At 56.7% G+C, this 22,240-nt stretch carries 28 protein-coding genes and 1 pseudogene; 16 read left to right on the plus strand and 13 right to left on the minus strand.

Annotated elements, in window-relative coordinates; genetic code table 11:
• Positions 1 to 775 (minus strand): IS5 family transposase gene (locus OEU85_RS00075; protein WP_262689381.1). Its coding sequence is split into 2 segments (ribosomal slippage), with 776 coding nucleotides annotated over them: positions 1 to 460 and positions 460 to 775; the frame shifts between segments, so codons are not numbered across the junction. This gene is flagged as partial in the annotation.
• 114 nt (positions 776 to 889) lie between these two features.
• Here OEU85_RS00075 and OEU85_RS00080 point away from each other — a divergent pair.
• Positions 890 to 2,299 carry an AlbA family DNA-binding domain-containing protein gene (locus OEU85_RS00080; RefSeq protein ID WP_262689393.1) on the plus strand — a complete coding sequence of 470 codons (1,410 nt, stop codon included), beginning with the start codon at positions 890 to 892 and terminating at the stop codon, positions 2,297 to 2,299.
• Between the two features lie 22 nt (positions 2,300 to 2,321).
• Here OEU85_RS00080 and OEU85_RS00085 read toward each other — a convergent pair whose 3' ends face one another.
• Complete coding sequence (locus OEU85_RS00085; RefSeq protein ID WP_262689394.1) at positions 2,322 to 2,771, minus strand: hypothetical protein; 450 nt, start codon at positions 2,769 to 2,771, stop codon at positions 2,322 to 2,324.
• A gap of 185 nt (positions 2,772 to 2,956) precedes the next feature.
• Here OEU85_RS00085 and OEU85_RS00090 point away from each other — a divergent pair, with 185 nt between their 5' ends.
• The 3 genes from OEU85_RS00090 to OEU85_RS00100 all read left to right on the plus strand — a co-directional run bounded on the left by OEU85_RS00090 (position 2,957) and on the right by OEU85_RS00100 (position 4,570).
• The gene (locus OEU85_RS00090) at positions 2,957 to 3,397 is read left to right on the plus strand and encodes a DUF6694 family lipoprotein (RefSeq protein WP_262689395.1); all 441 of its coding nucleotides are present in this window, start codon (positions 2,957 to 2,959) and stop codon (positions 3,395 to 3,397) included.
• A 122-nt stretch (positions 3,398 to 3,519) separates the two neighbouring features.
• The gene (locus tag OEU85_RS00095; RefSeq protein WP_262689396.1) at positions 3,520 to 3,918 is read left to right on the plus strand and encodes a hypothetical protein; all 399 of its coding nucleotides are present in this window, start codon (positions 3,520 to 3,522) and stop codon (positions 3,916 to 3,918) included.
• Positions 3,919 to 4,159: 241 nt separating this feature from the next.
• Complete coding sequence (locus tag OEU85_RS00100; protein WP_262689397.1) at positions 4,160 to 4,570, plus strand: hypothetical protein; 411 nt, start codon at positions 4,160 to 4,162, stop codon at positions 4,568 to 4,570.
• Between the two features lie 148 nt (positions 4,571 to 4,718).
• Here OEU85_RS00100 and OEU85_RS00105 read toward each other — a convergent pair whose 3' ends face one another.
• From OEU85_RS00105 to OEU85_RS00115, 3 genes are all read right to left on the minus strand, one after another.
• Positions 4,719 to 5,132 carry a DUF1330 domain-containing protein gene (locus tag OEU85_RS00105; protein ID WP_262689398.1) on the minus strand — a complete coding sequence of 138 codons (414 nt, stop codon included), beginning with the start codon at positions 5,130 to 5,132 and terminating at the stop codon, positions 4,719 to 4,721.
• A 63-nt stretch (positions 5,133 to 5,195) separates the two neighbouring features.
• Positions 5,196 to 6,044 (minus strand): alpha/beta hydrolase family protein, encoded by an 849-nt coding sequence (locus tag OEU85_RS00110; RefSeq protein WP_262689399.1) that lies wholly within the window; start codon positions 6,042 to 6,044, stop codon positions 5,196 to 5,198.
• On the minus strand, positions 6,041 to 7,291 hold the full coding sequence (locus OEU85_RS00115) for a glycosyltransferase family 4 protein (RefSeq protein ID WP_262689400.1): 1,251 nt from the start codon (positions 7,289 to 7,291) through the stop codon (positions 6,041 to 6,043). The genes OEU85_RS00110 and OEU85_RS00115 overlap by 4 nt, the downstream gene beginning before the upstream one ends.
• Positions 7,292 to 7,746: 455 nt before the next feature.
• Between OEU85_RS00115 and OEU85_RS00120 the strand changes: the two genes are divergently transcribed.
• The 4 genes from OEU85_RS00120 to OEU85_RS00135 all read left to right on the plus strand — a co-directional run bounded on the left by OEU85_RS00120 (position 7,747) and on the right by OEU85_RS00135 (position 10,028).
• The gene (locus tag OEU85_RS00120; RefSeq protein ID WP_262689401.1) at positions 7,747 to 7,980 is read left to right on the plus strand and encodes a BolA family protein; all 234 of its coding nucleotides are present in this window, start codon (positions 7,747 to 7,749) and stop codon (positions 7,978 to 7,980) included.
• Positions 7,981 to 8,092: 112 nt separating this feature from the next.
• Entirely contained in the window at positions 8,093 to 8,425 is a 333-nt protein-coding gene (gene grxD, locus OEU85_RS00125) for a Grx4 family monothiol glutaredoxin (RefSeq protein WP_262689402.1), read from the plus strand.
• A 33-nt stretch (positions 8,426 to 8,458) separates the two neighbouring features.
• Positions 8,459 to 9,514 carry an NADP(H)-dependent aldo-keto reductase gene (locus OEU85_RS00130; RefSeq protein ID WP_262689403.1) on the plus strand — a complete coding sequence of 352 codons (1,056 nt, stop codon included), beginning with the start codon at positions 8,459 to 8,461 and terminating at the stop codon, positions 9,512 to 9,514.
• Between the two features lie 25 nt (positions 9,515 to 9,539).
• Positions 9,540 to 10,028 carry a GNAT family N-acetyltransferase gene (locus tag OEU85_RS00135; RefSeq protein ID WP_262689404.1) on the plus strand — a complete coding sequence of 163 codons (489 nt, stop codon included), beginning with the start codon at positions 9,540 to 9,542 and terminating at the stop codon, positions 10,026 to 10,028.
• A gap of 59 nt (positions 10,029 to 10,087) precedes the next feature.
• On the opposite strand, the gene OEU85_RS00140 is transcribed toward OEU85_RS00135, so the two are convergent.
• Both OEU85_RS00140 and OEU85_RS00145 read right to left on the minus strand, forming a co-directional pair.
• Complete coding sequence (locus tag OEU85_RS00140) at positions 10,088 to 10,864, minus strand: class I SAM-dependent methyltransferase (RefSeq protein WP_262689405.1); 777 nt, start codon at positions 10,862 to 10,864, stop codon at positions 10,088 to 10,090.
• A 349-nt stretch (positions 10,865 to 11,213) separates the two neighbouring features.
• Complete coding sequence (locus OEU85_RS00145; RefSeq protein WP_262689406.1) at positions 11,214 to 11,720, minus strand: DUF3291 domain-containing protein; 507 nt, start codon at positions 11,718 to 11,720, stop codon at positions 11,214 to 11,216.
• Between the two features lie 191 nt (positions 11,721 to 11,911).
• Between OEU85_RS00145 and OEU85_RS00150 the strand changes: the two genes are divergently transcribed.
• The 5 genes from OEU85_RS00150 to OEU85_RS00170 all read left to right on the plus strand — a co-directional run bounded on the left by OEU85_RS00150 (position 11,912) and on the right by OEU85_RS00170 (position 16,771).
• Positions 11,912 to 12,535, plus strand: coding sequence for a PadR family transcriptional regulator (locus OEU85_RS00150; RefSeq protein WP_262689407.1), 624 nt, complete (start codon positions 11,912 to 11,914; stop codon positions 12,533 to 12,535).
• On the plus strand, positions 12,525 to 13,877 hold the full coding sequence (locus OEU85_RS00155; RefSeq protein ID WP_262689408.1) for an MFS transporter: 1,353 nt from the start codon (positions 12,525 to 12,527) through the stop codon (positions 13,875 to 13,877). The genes OEU85_RS00150 and OEU85_RS00155 overlap by 11 nt, the downstream gene beginning before the upstream one ends.
• A gap of 82 nt (positions 13,878 to 13,959) precedes the next feature.
• Positions 13,960 to 14,583 carry an HD domain-containing protein gene (locus OEU85_RS00160; protein ID WP_262689409.1) on the plus strand — a complete coding sequence of 208 codons (624 nt, stop codon included), beginning with the start codon at positions 13,960 to 13,962 and terminating at the stop codon, positions 14,581 to 14,583.
• A gap of 129 nt (positions 14,584 to 14,712) precedes the next feature.
• Positions 14,713 to 15,426: a hypothetical protein gene (locus tag OEU85_RS00165; protein WP_262689410.1), complete on the plus strand. Its 714-nt coding sequence runs from the start codon at positions 14,713 to 14,715 to the stop codon at positions 15,424 to 15,426.
• 400 nt (positions 15,427 to 15,826) lie between these two features.
• Complete coding sequence (locus OEU85_RS00170; RefSeq protein ID WP_262689411.1) at positions 15,827 to 16,771, plus strand: sulfite exporter TauE/SafE family protein; 945 nt, start codon at positions 15,827 to 15,829, stop codon at positions 16,769 to 16,771.
• Between the two features lie 4 nt (positions 16,772 to 16,775).
• Here the strand turns inward: OEU85_RS00170 and OEU85_RS00175 are convergent, their stop codons facing one another.
• The 6 genes and pseudogenes from OEU85_RS00175 to OEU85_RS00200 form a co-directional block, all read right to left on the minus strand.
• Positions 16,776 to 17,036, minus strand: coding sequence for a hypothetical protein (locus OEU85_RS00175; RefSeq protein ID WP_262689412.1), 261 nt, complete (start codon positions 17,034 to 17,036; stop codon positions 16,776 to 16,778).
• 68 nt (positions 17,037 to 17,104) lie between these two features.
• Positions 17,105 to 17,344 carry a hypothetical protein gene (locus OEU85_RS00180; protein ID WP_262689413.1) on the minus strand — a complete coding sequence of 80 codons (240 nt, stop codon included), beginning with the start codon at positions 17,342 to 17,344 and terminating at the stop codon, positions 17,105 to 17,107.
• Positions 17,345 to 17,404: 60 nt separating this feature from the next.
• Positions 17,405 to 18,091 carry a RebB family R body protein gene (locus OEU85_RS00185; protein WP_262689414.1) on the minus strand — a complete coding sequence of 229 codons (687 nt, stop codon included), beginning with the start codon at positions 18,089 to 18,091 and terminating at the stop codon, positions 17,405 to 17,407.
• Positions 18,092 to 18,101: 10 nt separating this feature from the next.
• A complete protein-coding gene (locus tag OEU85_RS00190) occupies positions 18,102 to 18,335 on the minus strand; it encodes a RebB family R body protein (protein WP_262689415.1) in 234 nt (77 codons plus the stop codon).
• Positions 18,336 to 18,371: 36 nt separating this feature from the next.
• Positions 18,372 to 18,599: pseudogene (locus OEU85_RS00195) on the minus strand (RebB family R body protein); the annotation flags it as partial.
• A gap of 148 nt (positions 18,600 to 18,747) precedes the next feature.
• A complete protein-coding gene (locus OEU85_RS00200; protein WP_262689417.1) occupies positions 18,748 to 19,734 on the minus strand; it encodes a DMT family transporter in 987 nt (328 codons plus the stop codon).
• 149 nt (positions 19,735 to 19,883) lie between these two features.
• On the opposite strand from OEU85_RS00200, the gene OEU85_RS00205 reads away from it, so the two are divergent.
• The 3 genes from OEU85_RS00205 to OEU85_RS00215 all read left to right on the plus strand — a co-directional run.
• Complete coding sequence (locus tag OEU85_RS00205) at positions 19,884 to 20,774, plus strand: LysR family transcriptional regulator (RefSeq protein WP_262689418.1); 891 nt, start codon at positions 19,884 to 19,886, stop codon at positions 20,772 to 20,774.
• A gap of 121 nt (positions 20,775 to 20,895) precedes the next feature.
• Positions 20,896 to 21,432 (plus strand): RipA family octameric membrane protein, encoded by a 537-nt coding sequence (locus OEU85_RS00210; protein ID WP_262689419.1) that lies wholly within the window; start codon positions 20,896 to 20,898, stop codon positions 21,430 to 21,432.
• Between the two features lie 33 nt (positions 21,433 to 21,465).
• A protein-coding gene (locus OEU85_RS00215) for an IS5 family transposase (protein ID WP_262689381.1) occupies positions 21,466 to 22,240 on the plus strand; the annotation gives its coding sequence in 2 pieces (ribosomal slippage) (positions 21,466 to 21,781 and positions 21,781 to 22,240; 776 coding nt annotated over the 2 pieces). This gene is flagged as partial in the annotation.

Consider the following 22,240-nt stretch of genomic DNA (forward strand, 5'->3'; position numbering starts at 1 on the left):
TAGGTCGTAGACTCATAATTTTTCAACCAGATACAGACTGAAGCCAGTTTTACAGCGGCGAGGAAATTCTCCGGGTTTTTGTCATAGCGCGTTGCAATGCCCCGATAGTGCTTGAGCTTATTGAAGAAACGCTCGACGAGATTACGGTGTCGGTACAGCCATTTACTGAAGGTAAAGGACTGCTTGCGGTTGGCTTTTGGCGGAATATTGGCCCAAGCTCTGCGCGCTGTGGTGAAGGCACGAAGCGCGTCGGTATCATAGGCTTTGTCAGCGAGCAAGATCGCTTCCTCCTTGATGTCCTCAATCAGATCAAGGGCCGGTTTGCTGTCGTGGGTCTGTCCAGCAGTCAGCGAAAGCCTGATCGGCAGACCATCCGCATCGACGAGGGCGTGGATTTTGGTGGTCAGTCCACCCCGGGAACGGCCCATGCAGCCATCGTCCTGATCCCCCTTTTTGCCGTGGCCCCTTGTTGATGCACACGGACACAGCTGCTGTCGATCATAATGATGTCACCGTCATGGGCTTTGCTCACCGCCTCGAACAGTCGGTCCCACACCCCGGCCTTGCGCCAGCGGACAAACCGGTTGTAGCAGGTGGTGTAGGGACCATATCTTTCGGGAATGTCTGCCCACGGCGTTCCCGCCCGAAAGCGCCACAAGATGCCGTTGATCACCCGGCGGTCATCCACCCTAGGCACCCCGCGCGGCTTGTTCGGCAGCAAAGGCTCTATGATCGACCATTCATAATCTGTCAGTTCATACCGGCGGCGGCGCATCAAAACCTCCTCAATGATTTGAGAAGCGTTGAATCATATCTTCGCCTGTTTGGGAATCCCTTTTATGAGTTTACGGCCTAGTATCGTACATCGCAATACAGAAAGTGAGAAAAAGTGCCCTCGTACACGCCATTCGACAAAGAGCTTTCCGCTATAGAAGCATCCGACCTCGCCGTTCTCAGGAGTGTTTCGGAAGGCTGGTACGTTGAATACAAGCGCGTCTTTACCAATACTAAATCAATAGCAAAATCAGTGTCCGCAATGGCGAATACTAGCGGTGGATGGATATTTGTTGGTATAGACGAAAAATCGAAAGATGAGAACGTCGCAGGTGGTTTTCCGGGTATCCAAACTGAGGATTTGCAAACCCTTACGCAAAGAATCAGGCAAGGCGTTCATGAGCACCTAAATCCAAGCTGTCATTATGAAATAAAAATTGTTAGAGGGCCAAACGACGATATTGGCCTAGATGCAAATAAAGCCATCGTTTGTTTATATGTGCCGGAAAGCTATGACACGCCACATATACATTCATCGGGCTGCATTTTTAGGCGCGCAGGGGATAGCTCCGAGCCGATAGCCGAGACAGATCGTCACTCACTGGAAAGGCTCCTAGGGAAGCGAGAGACTGTTGCAAAGAATCTCAAAAAGTGGATTCAAAGCACGCCAAAGCTAGAGTCATTTGAAGAAGATCAACCTTATGCCAGGTTGTTATTCCTCGCCGATTCAATAGGCAATAAATCTGAAATAAAAACACCTATATTTGCAGAGTTTCGGGATGTGATGTGCAACCCCGGAGGGGGCTATACATCCCTGCTATTTGATGCTTGCTACAGTTCGGCATCGGGTTTGATTGCTCGTATGACAAAAAACAATGACCCAGAGAGACTTACATTAACCTGCATTCTCCGGCGCAACTACAACTGCGAGTTCATAATTCCCTTCTCGTATGGAGGATACGCTTTGCTGGAAGCGCATACCCCATACCAATCCGCACCAAAGTTTGTAGAGCAGCTGAAAACAGCGAGATTCCAAAACCCACGGATAACTGATCTAAACAGACTGTGGATACTGTTGGCTGGCATTGTAAATATATACGAGCGGCTACTACGGATAAGCGGTGTTTCAGTAAATTATTCTTTCAAGGTACAATTAAACAACATATGGCGAACAATCCCTTACTTGGACTCAGCAACTTATATTTCCCATATAAAAGAAATAGGTGTCCCGCTCGCACTTGAGCAATCCCAACTTTTTCCTCCATCGTATGATCGGGATTCGTTTCAAGAGCTTATCGAGCTTGAGGCGGATACTGAAATCGACATTAGAAATGCTGATGCCAAAGCGGGCCAGGAAATTAAGAACTCGGTCCGGTCTGCGCAAATCTTTATTGGAATACTTCATGCATATGGGATTCCAGCACACGTAACAGCCGAGGGTCCAGAATTCATGCAAGAGCTAATTGCACTTGACAGAAGATTTGTAACCCAATCCGCGGGAGAAGAAACTATCCGTCCCCAATAATCGAATACGCCTTGAGTATCCTTTACCGCTTCCCGAACACAACAACACTGCCGACAAGCATCAACAGCATGCCGATAAGCAGGGCGAAGCCGCCCCATTCGAGGTCGAGCACGTTGGTGAACAGCTTTTCGGTCATTTCCTCGGCCATTTTGCGCGCGGGGTCTGAGACGATGTCCTTGATTTCGCCGATTACACCGCCATCATCACCGCCCAAATTCTTGAGGATGGGCCACAATAGCACGAGCCATGCGCCAAAGGCGGCGGGCAGTGCGAGTTTGGCTTTGTTCAAAAACAGCACGACCACTGCGATGGCCGCAAGGGCCGTGATGATATAAGCGTCTGTCTCAGCGACATCTGCATAAGCCACCGTGCCCATGCCGCCGATATCAAGCATGGGCGAGAAAAGCCCCACGATGGCGAGAATGGCACCAATGGCGGTGCAAAGGCCCGCGCCTGAAAGTGATTTGTTCATGGGGTGTCCCTCCCTGATCTTCCCTGATAGTCCCGCTCTGAAAAGCTTAGGCAGATAAATGCCCGTGGTCAAAATGATAATCAGCCAGCCAGCACCGCCTTTGCCATAATTATGCTACAAGATGGGTGCAGTATCTGCCCGCAGTGAGACAACTGTTTGGGGTTTAAACCTAGGGAGACGGTACAATGAACACACTGATCAAAATCACGGCCATAAGCGCGGCACTCGCGCTGGCGGCGTGCGGTGACAACAAGGATGAAAAAAAGGCGGATGACATGCCACCGCCTGAAGCCCCCGCCACCGGCGAGATGAGCCCGGCTGACACCATGGAACAGGTGGCCGAGGCCTTGACACTTGACACCTCCTCGCTTGAGGCCTTCAAGGAAAGCATCGCCAATATGAAAGCTTCGCTGTCGAGCGAAGACCGCGCGCGGCTGACCGCCGCCCTTGGTGACCTTGCTACCAAAGCCACCGGCGGGCAGGATATGGACAGCATGGACAAGGGCAAAAACCTGATGAAAAACATGGGCGACGGCAAATCCGTCACCGAAGTGCTCTATGAAAACATGGCCGACGAGCTGGACGGCAGAACCTTCGACGACATCCTTGAAATGGCCGACGAGTAGGTAACGGACACATGACTGGCGGAAAAGGCGCCCGCTCGGCGCCTTTTTTTCTGACGGGCTTGTGATTTATCAAGCCCGCCACGCCGTGGCAGTCTCCGCGCATGGAAAGCGAGGAGAAAGCCATGAAAACACTGATCATTGCGATGGTCGCCGCCCTGATGGGCGCGCTATTTGCCCTGTCCTTCAATGCCACTGCCAGGGGTGGCACACCGTCAGGCTGGCGACTTGTCTACGCGCACGACGATGCGGGCAACGCCACCGAAGGCGCCAAACAGGCGCTTGTTGATGCTGTTCTGGGTGGCAAACCGGTGCGGGTTTACTGGGCTGGCACTCAGGTACAGCATGTGGTGAACGGCGGCATGCTGACAGTGCTGCAGGGCGAAGTATTTGCCCAGATGCCTATGATTACCGCGCAAAAACCGTCGGTAGATCCGGCAACGGTTGAGCTGCGGGACGGCAATTGGCAAACGATATTCGCTACCAACGGGGACCGCGCCCTGAAATGGTTCGTGCAGGACTAAGGAGCCGCCAGGAACAGCCGGACAAGCCCGGCGACAAGGCGCCCACGCGGCGCCTTTTCTTATACATTATGGCCATAAGTGGCCCTTATGCGCTTTTTATACCCAGCCCTCACAAGCCGTATTTTTTCCTGACCCACGCTCCGCTTTAATCATACCTACAGACGACGTCTGGTGCGCGGTGCGGGGCCCCTCCCCCTCCCGCATCGCCCCAGACACCCCTCTCACTAAAGGGAGACGAGAGATGAACGGTTTGATGAAGATAACAGCGATCAGTGCAGCAGCCATGCTGGCAGCCTGTGACGGTGAAGCAACCACGCAAGACCCAAACGGTGCTGGTGATGTCATGGCGGAAAGCACACTTGAGAAAGACACGATGGAAAGCACACAGCAAGTGGTGCTGGAAACCGCAACGCTCAAGGAATTTAAAACCAGCCTTGCTTTTATGCGTGCGTCCCTTTCTGAAGACGACCGCGCTGAACTGACGGACGCCTTGGCGAAACTGTCTGGTGAGGTGATGGAAAATGCCGAAGCTGCGGTAACACCAGGTACGGAAGTCACGGTTGATCCGGAACTCGCCGAGGCAGTTTACAACAAATATGGTGACAAACTCGACGGCAAGACGTTCGACGACGTTATCACCATGGCCGGGTAAGCTTCCCCCCAAGCTTTCCCAGTTCTGAGTAATGGTAGTGAGTAAAGGGTATTCTGTTACCCCTCCCCTTTTCTTTCCTCGCACTTATGGGCGCCCTAGCGGCGCCCATTTTTTTTGGCGCACGGTTTTTCGTGGTGGGCAAAATGCCTTAGCCAAATTCGCCGCTGCCGCCCAGTTCTTCACAACGGATAAGGCGACTGTCGAGCACGGCGGCCTGCCGGTGTTTCACGGCTTTCCGGTACTCGGGATCGGTAACCATCTCCATGAAGGCCGCGGCGTTCGGATAGCGGGCAATGAAGGCAAGGTCCCACGCTTCGTCTTTGGGGCCGATCAGCACCAGCTTCGGTTCACCCCGCCAGATGATCGTGCCCCCTACACGCTTGAATATAGGCCCGCTTGTCTTGCCGTAGGTCGCATAGGCCTTGGCGCCCGTGGCTTCGGTGCCGTCTTCATATTCGGCCTTGTCGCGCAGGCGGATAAGGTTGATCATATTGATTGGCGTATCGCGCGGCAGGCCCTTGAAGGCTTCAAACTGCTCGCGTTCGGGGTCGATATGGCTCATGGCAGATGGCTCCCTTTCCTCTTCATCCCTCGTGACTTAGGGGAAAGTCGCCTTGCGGCAAGTCTATCTGCCCGAAGCCATCCAATTCGTGATCGCGGCAACCGCCCCCACCGGGTTTCGGGCCCAGTCAAAATGGCCAAGGTGTTTACCCTGCTCTGCCTCACCCAGCTTCATGGTGGTGACGGTAGCGTTCTTGAGCCGCGAGTGGCTGTATTCAACCGCAAGGTCGCTGGCGAAAAAGTCTTTCTCGAAACTGATGGAAAGCACACGGCCCTTATAGCGCGCGATGTCTTCTTCCACGCCTGTTACATCACCATAGTCATAGGTGCCGTGCAGCGCCCAGTCGCGCCAATCCAGCATCAGCCGGGTATATTCACGCCCGCCAAACCCAACCCTGTTGCCAGGGAAATAACCAAAAAACAGGCAAAGCGGCGGAATAAGCCAACACAATGTCCTGATCTTTTTGGCCGCGCTGCGGGTATAAAGCCCGGTATAGGGAAAACCACACGCGATGTGGACGACACCATCAATACCCTCGCTGTCTCTCCCCGCAGCGATAGAGCTCAGATGCCCGCCAAGGCTGTGTCCGCCAAGGAAAAACAGGCTTCCCGCAGCCTGTTCCTGGGCCCATTCCCGCGCGGCGGCGATATCCACGTCGAGGAAATCGGAATAGCCGAATTTTGATCCGCGCACGGGCTTGTGCGGGCTTTCCCCATGGCCGCGCTGCTCCAGAAGGATGGTGCTGACCCCCTCGCTTGCCAACCCTTCAGCGAGACGACGATAAAAGCGAGCGGGGATACCAAGGGCCGGTAACAGCAAAAAATACGCCTTGGGGCTATCTGTTGCTTCAACAACCCTGACCGGCACTTCCGTGCCGTCTGAGGCTGCCAGTTTGTGCCACTCCCCCGTCATAAAGATTTTGCCTCGTCTGTGTTTTTCTTTTCCGAGCCAAGCAATTGGTCCAGATAAACCACTAGGTCTTCAGCCTTGTCTGCCCAGCCCTGGCTCATCGCATAGTCTCGCGCGGCATCCGCCATGCCAAGCCGCTTGACTTCATCCGTCAATAGCTCCGTCAGTGCAAATGCGATGGCGCTTGTATCTTCCCCATCCACCAACAGGCCTGTCGTACCATCCCTGATCGCATCGACCGCGCCACCGGCACGGCCACCGACCGAGGGAATACCAGCCGCAGCCGCTTCCAGAAACACAAGGCCAAAACCTTCGGTGTCCCCATCCGGCATCGTGCGGTTGGGCATCGCGAAAATATCTGCCGACGCATAGAGGGACGGCAACGTACCATCCGGCACGTGGCCCAGCATATGCACGGAACCGTTCATGCCCTCCGCTTGCGCGCTTGCCGTTAACTCCGCCTCCAGCGGGCCCTTGCCTACGATGGCAAGCTGTGCCTCAGGGACAGCTGCGAGGACCTTGGGCCACGCCTCCAGCAGCCGGTCAAAACCTTTGCGGGCCACCAGTCGCCCAACGGCTAATACCAGCGGCCCCGCTCCAAGCCCGAGCGGTACCCGCACGTTTTCCGACGGGCGCTCCCGGAAGCGTTCGATATCCACGCCGTTACCAAGACATTTAATCCGCTCAGGTGGCACCTGGTATTTTTCCGCGATCAGGCTGGCGGTAAACCCCGAGACGGCGATCACCGCGTCAGCAGCCCGAAGCGCCTGGCCACGAGCGTCTTCCGCCTTGCCGCTATAGGCTTTTTGGGAAATTTCCTCGCCGTGGGTGTAGACGACCACTCGGATGTCGGGGTGTTCCCTCAGTTCACCCACAAGCCAGCCCAGCGCGTCAAGTGCACCAATGCAGACAATGTTGGCTCCTGTGCGTGCAATCGTGTCCTTGGTGGCTTTCAGAACCTCCCGCGTGATCCGCCGCGCGGCGATATGGCTACCGACGCGGGTGACAGGCCCCGGGCTGGGGCCAAGAAGGTCCGGCCTCATGCGGGGAATTCGAATAATGTCATAAAGCGCTGAATCATCGAACGCCTTGCATCCTGCCACCGCCGTACCCCGGGCATAATCCCGGCGCGCGGTCAGCACGCAAAATCGTGCTGGCAACTTACTCGCCAGCGCGTCGTAAACCGACTGCGCCCCGCCAACCAGCGGTTTGTAATGGGTGGTGATAATCAGGCATTTTGCTTCGGGCATGCAATGGTGTCCTTCCATAACCAGAAGAGCAATAGCAGTGGCTCGTCGTCAACAGGAAATGCGCCGGAACCCAAAACGAATTGGGCCGGTGAAAAATCACCAGCCCAGATCGTAAAAATAAAGGAATAAAGCTGGAATATCGTCAGCTGCTCCCTTGAAATTTCGGTCAGGCAACCAGCGAATAAAGCTGGCCGTCACGCCTCAAACCGACCCCCGCAGCCATACTGGCCACCTTAAATGTCTTCGGTACACTTATAATTCATATAGAATAGTGTCAACCCATCAGGCACACACCTAGAAAAAATTTAGGCTGTGATCAACGCGGACATTGCCAGCAAATTGTGACGCCGGTATGAAAGAGCGACGCAAAAGGATGACGCAGCTGACATAACGCTGTTATAGTGCACGCGAAATAACGCGGCAGCGGCTGCAACTCAGTATCGAGGGGACCACATATGGCCATGATCGCAGAAGAAATTGAACGACTTATCAAGGAAGACCTGCCGGGTGCCGAGGTGCGGATCGAGGATTTACGTGGCGATGGCGACCATTATGCCGCCCATGTTGTGTTCGAGGGCTTTCGTGGTCTCTCGCGCGTGCAGCAGCACCAGATGGTCTATAAAAGCCTGAAGGGCCGCATGGGCGGTGAACTGCACGCCCTTGCCCTTCAAACGAGTGTTCCGGAATAGGGCGATTGCTTCAAACCGGACTAAAAACATCATAATTTGACGCCTCCCCTTGGCATCTGGCCAAAAGCGTCTTATTTCTAGCGCAAATGCGCAATGTAAAAGGATATCCGTGATGAGTGATCAATCGGTTCATGACCGTATCGGCGAATATGTAAACAAAGACGATGTGGTGCTGTTCATGAAAGGCACCCCCATTTTCCCACAGTGTGGCTTCTCCAGCGTTGTCGCCCAGGTGCTCAACCATGTTGGTGTGAAGTATGAAAGCTATAATGTGCTTGAGGACTTCGACCTTCGCGAAGGCATCAAGGCCTATTCCGACTGGCCGACCATTCCCCAGCTTTATGTAAAGGGCGACTTTGTCGGTGGCTGCGACATCATTCGCGAAATGTTCGAAAGTGGTGAACTGCAGCAGCTTTTCGCAGACAAAGGCGTAAAAGCCGCATAATTTCAACCTCTTCCGCCAGAAGGATGAAACCCGATGCGCTATCGTGAATTGGGCACAACCGGTATTCGTGTCTCGGAAATATGCCTGGGCTCCATGACGTGGGGTGAACAGAATACCGAGGCCGAGGGCCACGCCCAGATCGACCGCGCGCTGGCGGCGGGTGTCAATTTCATTGATACGGCGGAGATGTATGCGGTCCCCGCCCGCGCCGAAACATACGGTCGGACGGAAGAAATTATCGGCTCGTGGATTGAAGCCTCTGGCAAGCGCGATGACATTGTGCTCGCGACCAAGGTGGCCAGCGCGGGCCGTAACTTCAGCTATATGCGGCCCGACATCCATGACGGCGTCACCAAGCTCGACCGCGTGTCGGTCCACGCCGCATGCGATGCCAGCCTGAAACGGCTCAGAACCGACTATATAGACCTCTATCAGCTACACTGGCCAGAGCGACCAACCAACTGTTTTGGTCACCTGCGGTACCGGCATCTGGACGATGGCACTTCAACATCGCTTGAGGAAACCCTCAGCGCGCTCAAGGAGTTGGTTGACGCTGGCAAGGTGCGCGCGGTTGGTGTATCGAACGAAACCGCATGGGGCGTCACGCATTGCCTGTCGCTCGCCGATAAACTTGGCCTGCCGCGCATTGCCTCAACCCAGAACCCCTACAGCCTTTTGAACCGCACCTATGAGGTGGCCCTGGCTGAGATCGGCATCCGCGAACAGGTCGGCCTTCTGGCACACTCGCCGCTGGCCTTTGGTGTTCTGACCGGCAAATACATGGGCGGCAAACGGCCGCCGGGCGCGCGCATGACGCTCTGGAACGACAAGTTCCCGCGCTACTGGACCGAAAAAACCGTCGAGGCAACAGAACGTTACGTTGAGGTCGCCCGCGAGTATGGCCTCTCAGGCGCGCAGATGGCGATTGCCTTTGTGCTCAGCCAGCCTTTTGTCACGTCGGCTGTCATCGGCGCGACGACGGTGAAGCAGCTGGACGAGTTGTTGGCCGCAACCGAGATCACGCTCGACAAGGACCTGCTGAAGGCACTTGACCATATCGACAACGATCTGACATTCCCCTGCCCTTAAGCAATTGAAATTACGAGAAAAAGCCATGCAGTGGCGCAAAATGACAGACACTGACATGCCGCAGGTGATCGCCCTTGCCGCCGTCATTCATGTAGACCACCCCGAAGACGATGATGTCATTATCGAACGCCGGACCTTCTTCCCTGAAGGCTGCCTGGTGCTTGAAGGGGCCCGCGGCCTGTTCGGCTATACCCTTGTACATCCTGCGGAATTTGAAATGCCGCCAGCACTTAACAAACTGATCGGCACCGCGCCTGAACACACGGATACCCTGCATATCCATGATATCGCGCTGGCGGCTGAAGCACGCGGCACCGGCGCATCGCAAAAGGCGCTCAAGGACATAGAAAAACAGGCAAAACTGGCGGGTTATCAGCGGCTCAGCATCGTGGCGGTCAACGGTACGGAGCCCTTCTGGCAGAAGCAGGGTTTCAGTCACCACAGCAGTGAGGTGCTGGCGAGGCAACTGGCATCCTATGACGGCACATCAAGCTATATGATCCGCCGGCTCTAAGCAAAAAAAGCGCCCACCCAGAGCGATTTTTTCTTTGTTTTCAGAAACTTAAACGACGTTTATGGTTTCACGTAAAGGTGCATAAAGCGGTCCGTCATACCGCGCATATCCTTACGGAACGGGCTTTCGGTCGGGCCGTCCTCGGGGTTGGCAAGCAGGTCACTTTCCGCGTCGAGTTCAAACCCGGCGGCGGCCATTTCGTCGAACACCCTGTCGGGGTCGATACGGTGCAGCTTGTTGATCGTCGCGGCGTCCGCACCCCTTGGTCCAACATGATCAATGATCAGGATTCTCCCCCCTTGTTTCAGTGCTTTATAGTATGATGCTAAAGCAGATTCTACATCGGCCTGTGGCTCAGCGCGGGCTTTATGCACGAAATAAAAATCATGATATGCCAGCACCATGATCGCCACATCGACGCTGCCTTCGGGCAGGTCCACGGCTTCGGTTTCCGGTGAGAGAAGCTCAACATTCCCGAGCCGCCCCTCATAGCGTTTGCTTACGCTGTCCTTGACAAAATCCCAGTAAACCGGGCCATTGTGGGCATAAACCTTGCCGTTTGGCCCGACAGCGTGGGAGAGAATCTCGGTATAATAGCCACCGGCGGAATTGATATCGAGCACGGTCATGCCTGGCTCAATACCCGCAAATTCAAGCACTTCGACCGGATGCCGGTTGGCGTCACGGGCCTTTTCTTCCGCTGTACGATCAGCATGCGCGACCGCAGCCTCGATCGCCGCTTTACCGTGGTGCTCCGCCACCACACCACCGGTAAAAGTGATAAAACAAGAGCTTACAGCAATTATTGAAGTCATCAATTTAAGTGATTTTTTCATCTATCCCCACTCCTCTTCATCCATGGATGGTATGTATGAGACAGCCTAATCACGCCGGGCCTCACGGGAAAATCATTTTGCCGTGATGAAAATCAGGCTGCCAAACCCGGCCATACCTGCCCGGAATGGCGCGGAATCAGAGCGACATTGGCGCGGAATATGGGCACAAAATCTGGGCACAAAATCCGGGCACAAAATCTGGGCGGAAAATGCCGAAATCTGTACGAAACCTGTGCGGGATGTGTGCGATATCTGTGCGGCGTGCCGGGCGGCGCGATACAGCCAGCAAAAAGGGGCCGCCAGAGCCCCTATTCTATCACAGGCGCACACCCGTTTCACCCTTTTGCTGTCAGGCTTTCGCCATGGCCGCCGCCGCTGGCAATGGCTCGCCGTCCCAGTCAAAGGCCCGCTTGAAGGTGAAGGCCATCGGCGTCGGGCCATGGTCCCGCAGATAGGTCAGGCGTTCCTCGGCTTCCTCAAGCGTCGGCTCATGCCCCGCAGGCACCCACCACAGCACCATGTGGCCTTCCGTCGGCATATGGAACCACTCTTTCCGCCGCGCCAGATAATGCGTGTGGGCGGACCGGTAGACATATTCAAAAAGGCTTTCGCGGGTTTCCCACACGCTCATGTTCACGAGCGTCTCATCATCGATGACGGTATAGTCCATGGCGTTACCTGCGTCGCTCTTGAGCCGCCAGACAAAACCGGGCGAGGCTTCGGCGAGAGCATTGATTTCATCGAGCGCATTCACGAACCCTGACATTTCTTCACTGTTCTGGGCATAAAGTATTTTGCCCACATTCAACTGGGCCAGATGATAGCCATCCCCGGTTACTGCTTCCCCGCGCGACATGGTCGCCTCCTCTTCCTCGCATGATCATGACGAACCCCATGTTTTTCCACATGGGCACGCCGCGCGCGGAATTAAACGCAGGATTTCTAAGTCCAGGCTTAAGATTATGCTTGCCAAAACGGCATACCGGCCATATTAGTCAAATCAAACTAGTTTAATTAAACTATACACATCACGAAACGAGGAGAACCATGAAAGCCGAAATCCTGATTCTGGGGCTTTTGCACCGGGGCGACATGCACCCTTATGAGATCAAACGCCGGTTGAAGAACGCCCATGCGGAAGCCTACATCGATTTTGACGTCGGCACGCTGTATTACGCGGTGCGCAAGCTGGCGAAAGACGGGTTGATCGAGGAACGCGGGCGCGAAAGTGTCGGCGGCCGGGCCGAGCGCACTATCTATGGCCTGACGGATGACGGCCGCGCCCGTTTCCTTGACCTGATGGGAGAAACGCTTGCGGGCAACAAGAAGTTCTATCACCCGTTGTTCCCCGCCCTTCTGTTCCTGCCGCTTTCAGACCAGAGCGACGCCGCAGACACGGTCACGGACCGCGCGGCTGAAATCAGCCAGAACCTCGCCGCGACAGAGGCCTTCCTCAAGGCCGCTGGCCCGCACCTGAGCCTTGGCATGCGCCTTGGCCTTGAAAACGCCGCCGCGCACCAGCGCGTGGAGCTTGACTGGCTTGAAAAGCTGGCTGAACACTTGTCGGCGGGTGATTTCAAGGAAACCGACCCCGACACCACCACCAGAACCATAAAATCCGCCGTGCAGGACTTTGTCGGCACCTTGAAGGAAACAGGACATGACCGCTGAGGAAACACTCAAGCCCGGGCCACCCCCCGGCACCGCCCAAACCCGCTACACACAGCCCAGGAATAAAAACTTTTTCTGGCTGATGCTGTCGGGCTTCATCTCCATGGTGGGGGACCAGTTCACGCTCATCGGCCTGCCGTGGCTTACGCTCAAGCTGACGGGCGACCCAATGGCGCTTGGCTTCGTGCTGGCGGTTGTCGGCATCCCGCGCGCGGCCTTCATCCTCTTGGGCGGCGCAATTGTTGACCGGTATTCGCCCAAATCCGTGCTGGTGCTGTCGAAATATATAAACACCGCGCTTCTGGGCGTGCTGGCGGGCCTTGTCTATACCGGCGGGCTGACCCTGCCGTTGCTTTATATCCTCGCCGCCGCCATCGGGCTGGCGAGCGCCTTTGCCATCCCGGCGGGCACGTCGATCCTGCCCTTTGTGGTCCCGCGCGAGAAACTGCCACAGGCCAACGGCCTGATGATGGGCATGCGGCAGGTGACCTTTTTCATCGGCCCACTGATCGCCGGTTTTGTTATCGCACTTTTTGGCACCGACGGCCTTGGTGCCCCTGCCCTCGGCGGCAACCCCGCGCCCGCGAGCAACCTGGCGGCGGAGGCCACCGGCCTTGCCATTGTGTTTGCCGCCGATGCGCTCAGCTTCCTCATCTCCGGCCTTACCCTCATCGCGGTCAGGGTACGCGGGCGTGATGAGGGTGGGGACGCCCCCGCCCCTTCCAGTGTGCTCAAACTGCTGTTCGAAGGCATCAGGGGCCTGCTCAAAGACAAAGACCTGCGCCTGCTGTTCAGCTATATGGCGCTGATACAGGTTTTTGTGGTCGGGCCAATGCAGGTGGGCCTGCCCGTGTTTGCGGAGGGCAACCTTGATGGCGGCGCCGCTTCCTTCGGCACCATCATGGCGGCGCACGGCGCGGGTGTGCTGATTGGCGTGATCATCGCGGGCGCGGGGCTGAAGCTTGGTTTCCGCACGCTGGGGCAAACCTTCCTGTCGATCGATATCGTCATCGGCCTGCTGGTCGCTGCCTTTGGCCTTGTGCACAGCACCTTTGCGGGCGGTGCGCTGATGCTGGTCGCCGGCATGCTGGGCGGCATCGTGCAGGTGCGCATCTTCTCATGGTTGCAGGCGCGCACACCGCCCGCGCAAATGGGCCGGGTGATGAGCTTTTTCATGTTCATTGTCATGGGCATGGCGCCGGTTTCGGCCTCCGCCGCGGGTTGGGTGTTGAGCCAGATGGACATCGTCACCTTCTTCATCGCCTGCGGGATACTGCTCAGCCTTACGGCCCTTGTCTCGCTGGCGGTCAAACCCATGCGGGAGGTCGGTGCCGACACATAGGCCCCGCCCCCACGACCCGGCCCCCCCGTGGCCCACGCCGGAGATGCTAGGCGCGGCGGTATTTTGGGTGCATACTGTGGCCATGGCCCATGCACCCGTCATGACAGACGATACCCGCCGCGCCCGCTGGTGCGAAGCCTTTGGCGCGCATGAGAACAGCATCATGGTCTATAACGACCTGTGCACAAGGATGAGCGAGCCACAGCGCTTCTACCACACGCTTGAGCATGTGGACGAACTGCTGACCCTCGCCACAGACGCGGGGATCGACAGCCCATGGCTGGACGCCGCCATCTGGTTTCATGATGCTGTCTATACCCCCGGGGACGGCGATAACGAGGCCGCCAGTGCACGGCTGGCAACAAGGACCATGGCGCGCCTCAGCCTGACAGATGACGCCCAGGCCCACGTCATCACCGCCATTCACGCCAGCAAGGACCACAAATCCACAGACCCGGATGTTATGGCCTTCCTTGACCTGGACATGGCCATCCTCGGCAGCCCGCCGGGCCGCTACATCCGCTACGCCGCCGATGTAAGGCGCGAGTTTGGCCACATCAGTGACTGGCGCTTCGGCATGGGCCGCAAACAGTTCCTCAAGGGCTGCCTGAAGCGCAAGCATATCTACCTGACACCATGGTTTCACGAACGGTTCGAGGCACAAGCCAGAGCGAACATGCAGGCGGAGCTAAAGGGGTTTAGTTAAATAACAAGATCAAAAAGATCGAAATTTATATTTAAAATCAATTGTTTGATTTTTTTAACCTTAAATTTTCCAAAAAAAAGTTGACCACAAACTTCCATTTAACTAAAATTGCAACAAATGGAGAAGTACATGGCCGACAGAACGAAAAATCCTAGGACACCAGTATTCCCTCTGCAGCAAGCGATGGAATACGGAATGCAAATATATACTGAAGCCCGCTGCAGCACCGTCGATGTCGATGTTGCAGCGGTCGCTTTAGGATATAAAGATTCTCGTAACGGTGCAGCCCAGACCAAAATCGGCACGTTACGATATTACGGAATAGTTGAAGGAAAAGGTAAGGGGAAAATCGCGGTAACTGAGGCACTGCAAGATTTCACGTTCGCTCCGGATGAATTTGTAAAGTGGGAGGTAGCCAAGGCATTTCTTGAGGCTCCTATGGTCTTTAAATCAATTCTGGATCAATTCGACGGCAATGTGCCTGCGGACGCTGTCGTAAAGATGTTCTTGTTGAAAGAGGTGGGGTTCGTTGATCCCCAAAAAGCTGATTTAGTTATTAAAGTGTTTCGGGAATCTCTTAGCTTTCTTGACAGCCTTACACCTAACAATTTGGACAAAGAAGATAAGGCCGAGACAACTCCACCCCCAGCTTCAGACGACCTGACCTCCGAAGACATAAAACAAAAACCAGCTAATGGCTCCCCAGAGGTTCCTGTGGCTCTTGATTCAATACCAATACGCTTACCAAAAGGTCGAAAAGCTTGGCTAACTATCCCCGAGGACTTTTCTGACGCAGATAAGGAGGTTATCAAAACTCAGATTGACGCAATTTGGGTGGAATAAAAAGGCTCAACAGCTGACACTGTTGAGCCTCAATATTTCTCACGGGCACACGGGCCACTATGTGAGAAGCCGATTTGGTAATCGACTAGTTTCGCACGCTAAGAATCGCATTTACCAAGTCAGGTGTCAAGGGGCCTGCAATATTGGAGACAAGAGATGCTCACGGATAAATTCCCTCCAGCACCTCCGGGCTTCAAGCGCGTATTCGCACGTAGCGTGTGGAACAAGCGACTTGGTAAGCGGATTTACCCCCGCAACGCCCAATTCTTTTCGTTTTTGGTTAAGGACGAGTAAGAAACGCCCCCAGAGTTGAGGCTCTGGGGGTTTTCCACATGACGGCGGGTGCAGGCGTGTGCCAAGATGCGGCGACTGTTCGTGATCATGAGTTCAGAGCCCGTCAATGCACACACCCCTGCCTGAAACTGCCCTTGAGACCAACAACACACCGCGCCGGATGTGGGGTGTTATCGGCCTTGGTGCACTGGCGCTGGCCGGGGCTTACGGCCTTGTGCTGGCAGCCGGGCTTGCCGGGGCGGCAGAGGGCATCACCGCCTTCCTGCTGTTCCTTGTTGGCCTTGGCGCGGCGACCATCGCCAGCGCCACCGGCGTGGGCGGCGGGGTGGTGTTCCTGCCCGCGTTTGAATATCTGGGCGAAGCCGGGCTTGTCGCCATTGCCGCCAGCCAGATTGTCGGCATGAGTTTCATCATCCAGTCGTTTGGCATGTCCACCGGGTCCCTGAGCTGGCTGTTGCGCATTTATGACCACAAAAATCCCGATACCGGCGTGCCGCCGCGCGCATTTTTCTCCATGCTGGCGCTGGTGCTTGCCCCCGCCCTGCCCGCGCTTGCGCTGACGCAAGCCATATTTGATGCCCCGCCCGACGCGGTGCTTTATTGGTTCAAGGCGCTGTCGATCGGCCTTGGCCTTACGCTCCTTCTCACCACGCTGGTGGGGCCACGGCATGTGGCGGTGCGGCTTGTGCCCACACGCGGCGACTATGCGGTGCTGGCTGTCCTTGGTGGTATTGGTGGAATGGCGACGGCATTTTTCTCCGTCGGTGTGGGGGAACTGGTGGCGCTTTACCTGTTTATCCGCAACTTCCCGCTGGTGACAGCGGCGGCCGCTGCGGTGATGGTCAGCGCGCTGTCGGTGCTCGCCGGGGTGTCGCACCATATCATGACCGACCCACAGCCATGGGGGCTGCTGATGTTCCTCATCGCCGGCGCGGTGCTGGGTGGTGCCATCGCGAAATATTTTGCGCTTTATCTGGGGGCACGGCGGCTGAAGCTGTTCGCCGCCGCGTGGATCACGCTTTCAAGCGCTTACCTGATGTGGGTGGCGTGAGGGGTCAGCCCTGCTCGCCGTCCTTTTCCCTGGCCCCGGCCGTTTTAGACATGGCGATGCCAAGCCCCGCCCCGATAGAGACGCCAAGCGCAATGCCAAGGCCGATATTATCGAGCGCGATACCGAAGGTCGTGCCGAGGGCGACGCCAATGCCGATAAAAAGCGCGAACATAGTCTCGCCCGCGCTTTCGGCTTTGCCGCGCTCGGCTGGTGGCACATAGCGTGGGCCTTTCGGGAAGGCCGGTTTGTCGTTGTCTTCATCCATCGTGCTGTCCTCCTCCCGCGCATCGCTGGGCTACGCACCATTCATGCGGAACCGGCGCGGCTGAGCGCCTAACCCTCGCGCGGGTCGTTGTCTGTGCCCGGCGCTTTGTCGCTGGTCTTGTTACGGGCATTGCGGGTGGCGGTCCACCCCACGCCAGCGCCGACAGCGAGGCCGATACAAATACCCAGACCGACGTTTCCCATGGCCACACCCAGTGCAACGCCAATGGCAACGCCGACGCCAACACCGGTTTCGGTGTGCGAACGGGCGGGTTTGGGTGGTGTCGTGCTGCTATTTTGCTCAGTCATAGAGGCCCCTTTCCTGATAATAGATAGGGAATAACGCCTCACTTTACCAGAGGGAAGGGATCAGCCCTTGAGCTGATCCCGCAGTTTCATCAGTTGCTCGGCCGCGTCCTTGAACTCACGGGTGATACCGGCATAAGCCGCCATATCCTTGCCGTTCGGGGCGTCCAGCACATCCAGCCCGGCCTTGAGTTGCGTCATGCGGCCCTCGAAGTCATCGGGCTTGGTGACGCTGATTTCCTCAACCGCATGCGCAAGGGCGGCCTGCACCAGCGCGCTGCGGCGCTGGCGTTCGGTCACCGCGTCATGGAAGGCGAGCGAAAGCGCATGGCTGTAGCTTTGGCACAGCGCGCCAAGGGCCACGTCAACCGCGTTTTCTTCCCGCAGCAGCGGTGTATCGCCGCCATCACCGCCAGAGGTGGCTTGCGAAGGATTATCCGCCGCCTCCAGCGCTTCTTCTTCCGCTTCCTTCAACAGGTCTGCCGCACGGGAGGCGGCTTCCTCGGCCTCCATCGCGGCGACATCCGCCCTCCTGGCCGCCTGGTCCACGCGTGGGTCAGGCTCGGGCGCCGGGGGTGGGGCGGCAGGCGCGCTGGTTTGCCTGGCCGCATCCTTTTGGGGCGATGCTTTACTAGCTGCGGCTGGGCTGGCTGCGGCTGGGCTGGCTGTGGTTGTGCCGGTTTTGGCTTTTTTGGCCGGTGCTTTTTTGGGCGCCGCTTTTTTAGCCGTTGATTTGGGTTTGCTTGCCATCAGCGCGGCCTCACTTCGGGTCCGCGCCGGTCAGCGCTGTCACCGCACGGGCTGTGGCCGCTTGCGCCACCACGCTCATATTCTGCTGCGCGCTGACGGCGTTGGCATAAAGAATGCTCAGCGAATGGCTAAGCGACTGGCTCAGCACCCCGACCGACACGCTGGGTGTCTGGCCAAGCGTGGTGAGGTTGGCCTGGGTGATGGCATCGGTGATCTGTCCGTTAACGGCTGTTGGCAGCGCCATGGGACTATCCTTTCAAATGAATGTCGGTCGGGATTAAGTGTTTGTCTTGAGAAGTGTGGACACGGCAAGCGTCGTCGCCGCTTCGGCCGCCACGTTCATCTGCTGCTGCGCGCTGACGGCGTTTTCAAACATCACACCGGTTGCATGCGACATCGCCTGATAAAGCGAGCCCATGGCCATCGCAGGCGCTTCGCCCACCACTTTCACGTTTGACTGGGTGACACTGTCGGTAATCTGGTCGTTAACGGACGTAGGATACGCCATAATAGCCCCCTTGGATTGCTGAAATACTATTAATGGTAATAATCAGAACAGCCAATGGGAGCATACGGCGAATAATTTCTATTATAAAGGGTAAAAACACACTTTCTGTGCTTTTTCGCGGCGGCTGGTGCCCCTTAAAGTCGGCCCCCTAAAGTCTGCCCGTGCGGCGCGCCTTGAGGATGGGTCCGCCCACCACGCCAACCAGCCCAACCGCCATCAGCCCCACGGCGAGGAAGGTGACTGGCGTATAACTTTCACCCAGGAAAATCGCGCCCATGGGCAGACCAAAGGCAAGTGCGAGCTGGCCGATCAGGCTGAAGATCACCGGCGGCGCCACGCGCTGCAAGGCGAAGTAGGCGAGGAACTGCCCGGCGGAGACAAAAGCCTGCACCAGCACAAAGGGCCACACACCTTCCACCGCAAACATATTGAGGTCCGCGCCAAAAGGTGCACTGGCAACACCGAAGAACGCCACCGAGATCGCCACACAGCCCGCCGCCAGCACACTGGGGCGCGCGCCCTCGGGCCACGCCACCGCCCGGTAGATGTTGCCTGAGGCGAGGATCAGCGGCACCAAAAGCGCGAGCGCCATCCACGGCAGTACGTCAAGCGGCAAGCCGCCGTCTGTGGGCATAAGCAGCAGCGTCGCGCCAAGGGTGCCAACAATCGCACCGGTCATGCGCACGCCGTCCCGGCCCTCAAGCCCCAGCGCGCGGGCGAACAGGTAGGTCAGCAAAACCGGCAAAGCATACACAATGCTGGCCAGCCCCGCGCCAATATGCGTGAGCACGGTAAACATCAGAAGCTGCGGCGCCGCCAGCGACAGCAGGCCCGACAAGCCCGCGTACCGCGCCATCTTCGGCTGGCGCAAATCGGCAAGGTGCCGCCCGGCATGCAGCGAAAGCAGCAAAGCCGCGCCCACGCTCATCCAGAAACCATAGGTCACGGGGGAAAGCCCCATGCCTTGCGCCGTGCGCGACAGGATAAGCGTGAGCGCAAGCAGGAAACCATTCGCCGCCAGCAAAAGCGCAATCAGCACCGGTCGCGGCAACAGGGACTGTGCCGCAGCGCCCGGATCAGGGGCCGGGTTGGGGGGAGAGGCCGCCGGTTTGATCGTGCTCGTGTGGCTGCTCATGGTCAGGCTCGCTGTCTTATGGTTGGGTTCTGTGTGCCGCCGGGGTGTTACCCGGTGGCATGTATCAGCTAAGCCTTTGCGCTTATAATTTAAACATGCATAATCGTGTTATCACTATTAACCAAACGTGAATAATGGGACGACACATCATGGACAAGCTGACCGCCATCACCATCTTTCGCCATGTGGCGGAGCTGGGCAGCTTTGCCGCCGCTGCGCGGCGCCTGAAGCTCTCCCCCGCCGCGATCAGCAAAAACATCCGCGCGCTTGAGGAACACCTGGGCGCGCAGCTGATCAACCGCACCACCCGCCGCATGAGCCTGACGGAAGCGGGCACGGCCTACCACAAAAGCGTGGTGCGCGTGCTGGACCGCCTTGCCGTGGCCGACCAGTCGGTCAGCGAAATGAAAGCCCGGCCCAGCGGGCATCTGCGCGTGTCTGCGCCGCTGACCTTCTCATTGACGCAACTGACCGACCGCATCCCCGAATTCCTGGCCGCCTACCCCGATGTCACGCTTGACCTCGCCCTTGAGGACCGCATCGTCAACATCGTTGAAGAAGGCTATGACGTCGCCATCCGTGCCAGCGCCCGGCTTGAGGACAGCTCGCTGATGGCCAAAAAACTGATGAGCATGAACCATGTGGTGTGCGCCGCGCCCGCGTATCTGGCAAAACACGGCACGCCGGAAAGCCCGGAAGCACTGGCCCGGCACGACATGGTGGCCTTCTCACTTTCCACCCATAGTGCCGAATGGCCGTTCATACGCGGGCGCGAGACGGCACATGTGCCCGTGCAGGGGCGCTACAAGGTGTCATCGTCCATCGCCATCAAACACGCACTGACCGCCGGTTTTGGCGTTGGCATGATCCCGGAAATGTATGTGCGCGATGAACTGCGGGATGGCACCCTCACCTGCCTCCTGCCCGCATGGCAGGGGCCGGAACACCCGGTTTATGCCATATACCCCGAGCGGCGGTTCGAGACGGCGAAATTAAGGGCGTTTCTGGATTGGCTGGCGGATGTGCTGCGGGAGGGTTGAGTAAAATACCCACCATCAGTTCACTATTGAACAACTGAGGTACCCCCTCAAGCATCTAGTTCTGGATTACAGGCAGTGATAGTATTAGTCGCCTTTCACGGTTTTTTTTGGGGGAAACATTTTGGCCGAGGACAAACATAGAACCAAATACTACGAAAATTTTCAAAGGAAACACATCGACGGATTACAGCATGTGAAAGCTACAGAAGCACTGAAGTACGCACTTGACATTCGTAAATTTGAAATCGAGCTCTACTGGAAGCGGACCACGTATTTTTGGGCCATCATTGCAGCGATATTTACCGGTTTTGGAGTGAGCTCCAATGCCGATATGCATTTTTTGCAAACGTTGTTAGGTGGTCTGGGCCTTGTATTCTCGCTTGGTTGGTATCTAGCTAATCGAGGCTCAAAACACTGGCAGCAGAACTGGGAACAGCATGTCGATATGCTGGAGGACCCAGTTATAGGTCCTCTTTATAAAACCGTATTTAGCGAGATACCCCGTAAGGACAAAGAGGTATTAGACTTCCTGACAACCTCGGCGCCCTACTCTGTCTCAAAAATCAATCAACTGATAAGCGTTTATGTGACCCTCATATGGCTAATTATTTTAGGCCGTAAACTCATAAAAGGGATTCCCAAACAGGCGAAGATATGATTCAACGCTTCTCAAATCATTGAGGAGGTTTTGATGCGCCGCCGCCGGTATGAACTGACAGATTATGAATGGTCGATCATAGAGCCTTTGCTGCCGAACAAGCCGCGCGGGGTGCCTAGGGTGGATGACCGCCGGGTGATCAACGGCATCTTGTGGCGCTTTCGGGCGGGAACGCCGTGGGCAGACATTCCCGAAAGATATGGTCCCTACACCACCTGCTACAACCGGTTTGTCCGCTGGCGCAAGGCCGGGGTGTGGGACCGACTGTTCGAGGCGGTGAGCAAAGCCCATGACGGTGACATCATTATGATCGACAGCAGCTGTGTCCGTGTGCATCAACAAGGGGCCACGGCAAAAAGGGGGATCAGGACGATGGCTGCATGGGCCGTTCCCGGGGTGGACTGACCACCAAAATCCACGCCCTCGTCGATGCGGATGGTCTGCCGATCAGGCTTTCGCTGACTGCTGGACAGACCCACGACAGCAAACCGGCCCTTGATCTGATTGAGGACATCAAGGAGGAAGCGATCTTGCTCGCTGACAAAGCCTATGATACCGACGCGCTTCGTGCCTTCACCACAGCGCGCAGAGCTTGGGCCAATATTCCGCCAAAAGCCAACCGCAAGCAGTCCTTTACCTTCAGTAAATGGCTGTACCGACACCGTAATCTCGTCGAGCGTTTCTTCAATAAGCTCAAGCACTATCGGGGCATTGCAACGCGCTATGACAAAAACCCGGAGAATTTCCTCGCCGCTGTAAAACTGGCTTCAGTCTGTATCTGGTTGAAAAATTATGAGTCTACGACCTA

Source organism: Kordiimonas aestuarii (assembly GCF_025574465.1).
Taxonomy (GTDB): Bacteria; Pseudomonadota; Alphaproteobacteria; order Sphingomonadales; family Kordiimonadaceae; genus Kordiimonas; species Kordiimonas aestuarii.

What these genes read in the sequence shown, in the direction of transcription:
- OEU85_RS00085 (WP_262689394.1), bottom strand. Translation starts at nt 2,771, where the DNA reads ATGAACAAATCACTTTCAGGCGCGGGCCTTTGCACCGCCATTGGTGCC.
- OEU85_RS00090 (WP_262689395.1), top strand. Translation starts at nt 2,957, where the DNA reads ATGAACACACTGATCAAAATCACGGCCATAAGCGCGGCACTCGCGCTG.
- OEU85_RS00095 (WP_262689396.1), top strand. Translation starts at nt 3,520, where the DNA reads ATGAAAACACTGATCATTGCGATGGTCGCCGCCCTGATGGGCGCGCTA.
- OEU85_RS00100 (WP_262689397.1), top strand. Translation starts at nt 4,160, where the DNA reads ATGAACGGTTTGATGAAGATAACAGCGATCAGTGCAGCAGCCATGCTG.
- OEU85_RS00105 (WP_262689398.1), bottom strand. Translation starts at nt 5,132, where the DNA reads ATGAGCCATATCGACCCCGAACGCGAGCAGTTTGAAGCCTTCAAGGGC.
- OEU85_RS00110 (WP_262689399.1), bottom strand. Translation starts at nt 6,044, where the DNA reads ATGACGGGGGAGTGGCACAAACTGGCAGCCTCAGACGGCACGGAAGTG.
- OEU85_RS00115 (WP_262689400.1), bottom strand. Translation starts at nt 7,291, where the DNA reads ATGCCCGAAGCAAAATGCCTGATTATCACCACCCATTACAAACCGCTG.
- OEU85_RS00120 (WP_262689401.1), top strand. Translation starts at nt 7,747, where the DNA reads ATGGCCATGATCGCAGAAGAAATTGAACGACTTATCAAGGAAGACCTG.
- grxD (WP_262689402.1), top strand. Translation starts at nt 8,093, where the DNA reads ATGAGTGATCAATCGGTTCATGACCGTATCGGCGAATATGTAAACAAA.
- OEU85_RS00130 (WP_262689403.1), top strand. Translation starts at nt 8,459, where the DNA reads ATGCGCTATCGTGAATTGGGCACAACCGGTATTCGTGTCTCGGAAATA.
- OEU85_RS00135 (WP_262689404.1), top strand. Translation starts at nt 9,540, where the DNA reads ATGCAGTGGCGCAAAATGACAGACACTGACATGCCGCAGGTGATCGCC.
- OEU85_RS00140 (WP_262689405.1), bottom strand. Translation starts at nt 10,864, where the DNA reads ATGAAAAAATCACTTAAATTGATGACTTCAATAATTGCTGTAAGCTCT.
- OEU85_RS00145 (WP_262689406.1), bottom strand. Translation starts at nt 11,720, where the DNA reads ATGTCGCGCGGGGAAGCAGTAACCGGGGATGGCTATCATCTGGCCCAG.
- OEU85_RS00150 (WP_262689407.1), top strand. Translation starts at nt 11,912, where the DNA reads ATGAAAGCCGAAATCCTGATTCTGGGGCTTTTGCACCGGGGCGACATG.
- OEU85_RS00155 (WP_262689408.1), top strand. Translation starts at nt 12,525, where the DNA reads ATGACCGCTGAGGAAACACTCAAGCCCGGGCCACCCCCCGGCACCGCC.
- OEU85_RS00160 (WP_262689409.1), top strand. Translation starts at nt 13,960, where the DNA reads ATGGCCCATGCACCCGTCATGACAGACGATACCCGCCGCGCCCGCTGG.
- OEU85_RS00165 (WP_262689410.1), top strand. Translation starts at nt 14,713, where the DNA reads ATGGCCGACAGAACGAAAAATCCTAGGACACCAGTATTCCCTCTGCAG.
- OEU85_RS00170 (WP_262689411.1), top strand. Translation starts at nt 15,827, where the DNA reads ATGCACACACCCCTGCCTGAAACTGCCCTTGAGACCAACAACACACCG.
- OEU85_RS00175 (WP_262689412.1), bottom strand. Translation starts at nt 17,036, where the DNA reads ATGGATGAAGACAACGACAAACCGGCCTTCCCGAAAGGCCCACGCTAT.
- OEU85_RS00180 (WP_262689413.1), bottom strand. Translation starts at nt 17,344, where the DNA reads ATGACTGAGCAAAATAGCAGCACGACACCACCCAAACCCGCCCGTTCG.
- OEU85_RS00185 (WP_262689414.1), bottom strand. Translation starts at nt 18,091, where the DNA reads ATGGCAAGCAAACCCAAATCAACGGCTAAAAAAGCGGCGCCCAAAAAA.
- OEU85_RS00190 (WP_262689415.1), bottom strand. Translation starts at nt 18,335, where the DNA reads ATGGCGCTGCCAACAGCCGTTAACGGACAGATCACCGATGCCATCACC.
- OEU85_RS00200 (WP_262689417.1), bottom strand. Translation starts at nt 19,734, where the DNA reads ATGAGCAGCCACACGAGCACGATCAAACCGGCGGCCTCTCCCCCCAAC.
- OEU85_RS00205 (WP_262689418.1), top strand. Translation starts at nt 19,884, where the DNA reads ATGGACAAGCTGACCGCCATCACCATCTTTCGCCATGTGGCGGAGCTG.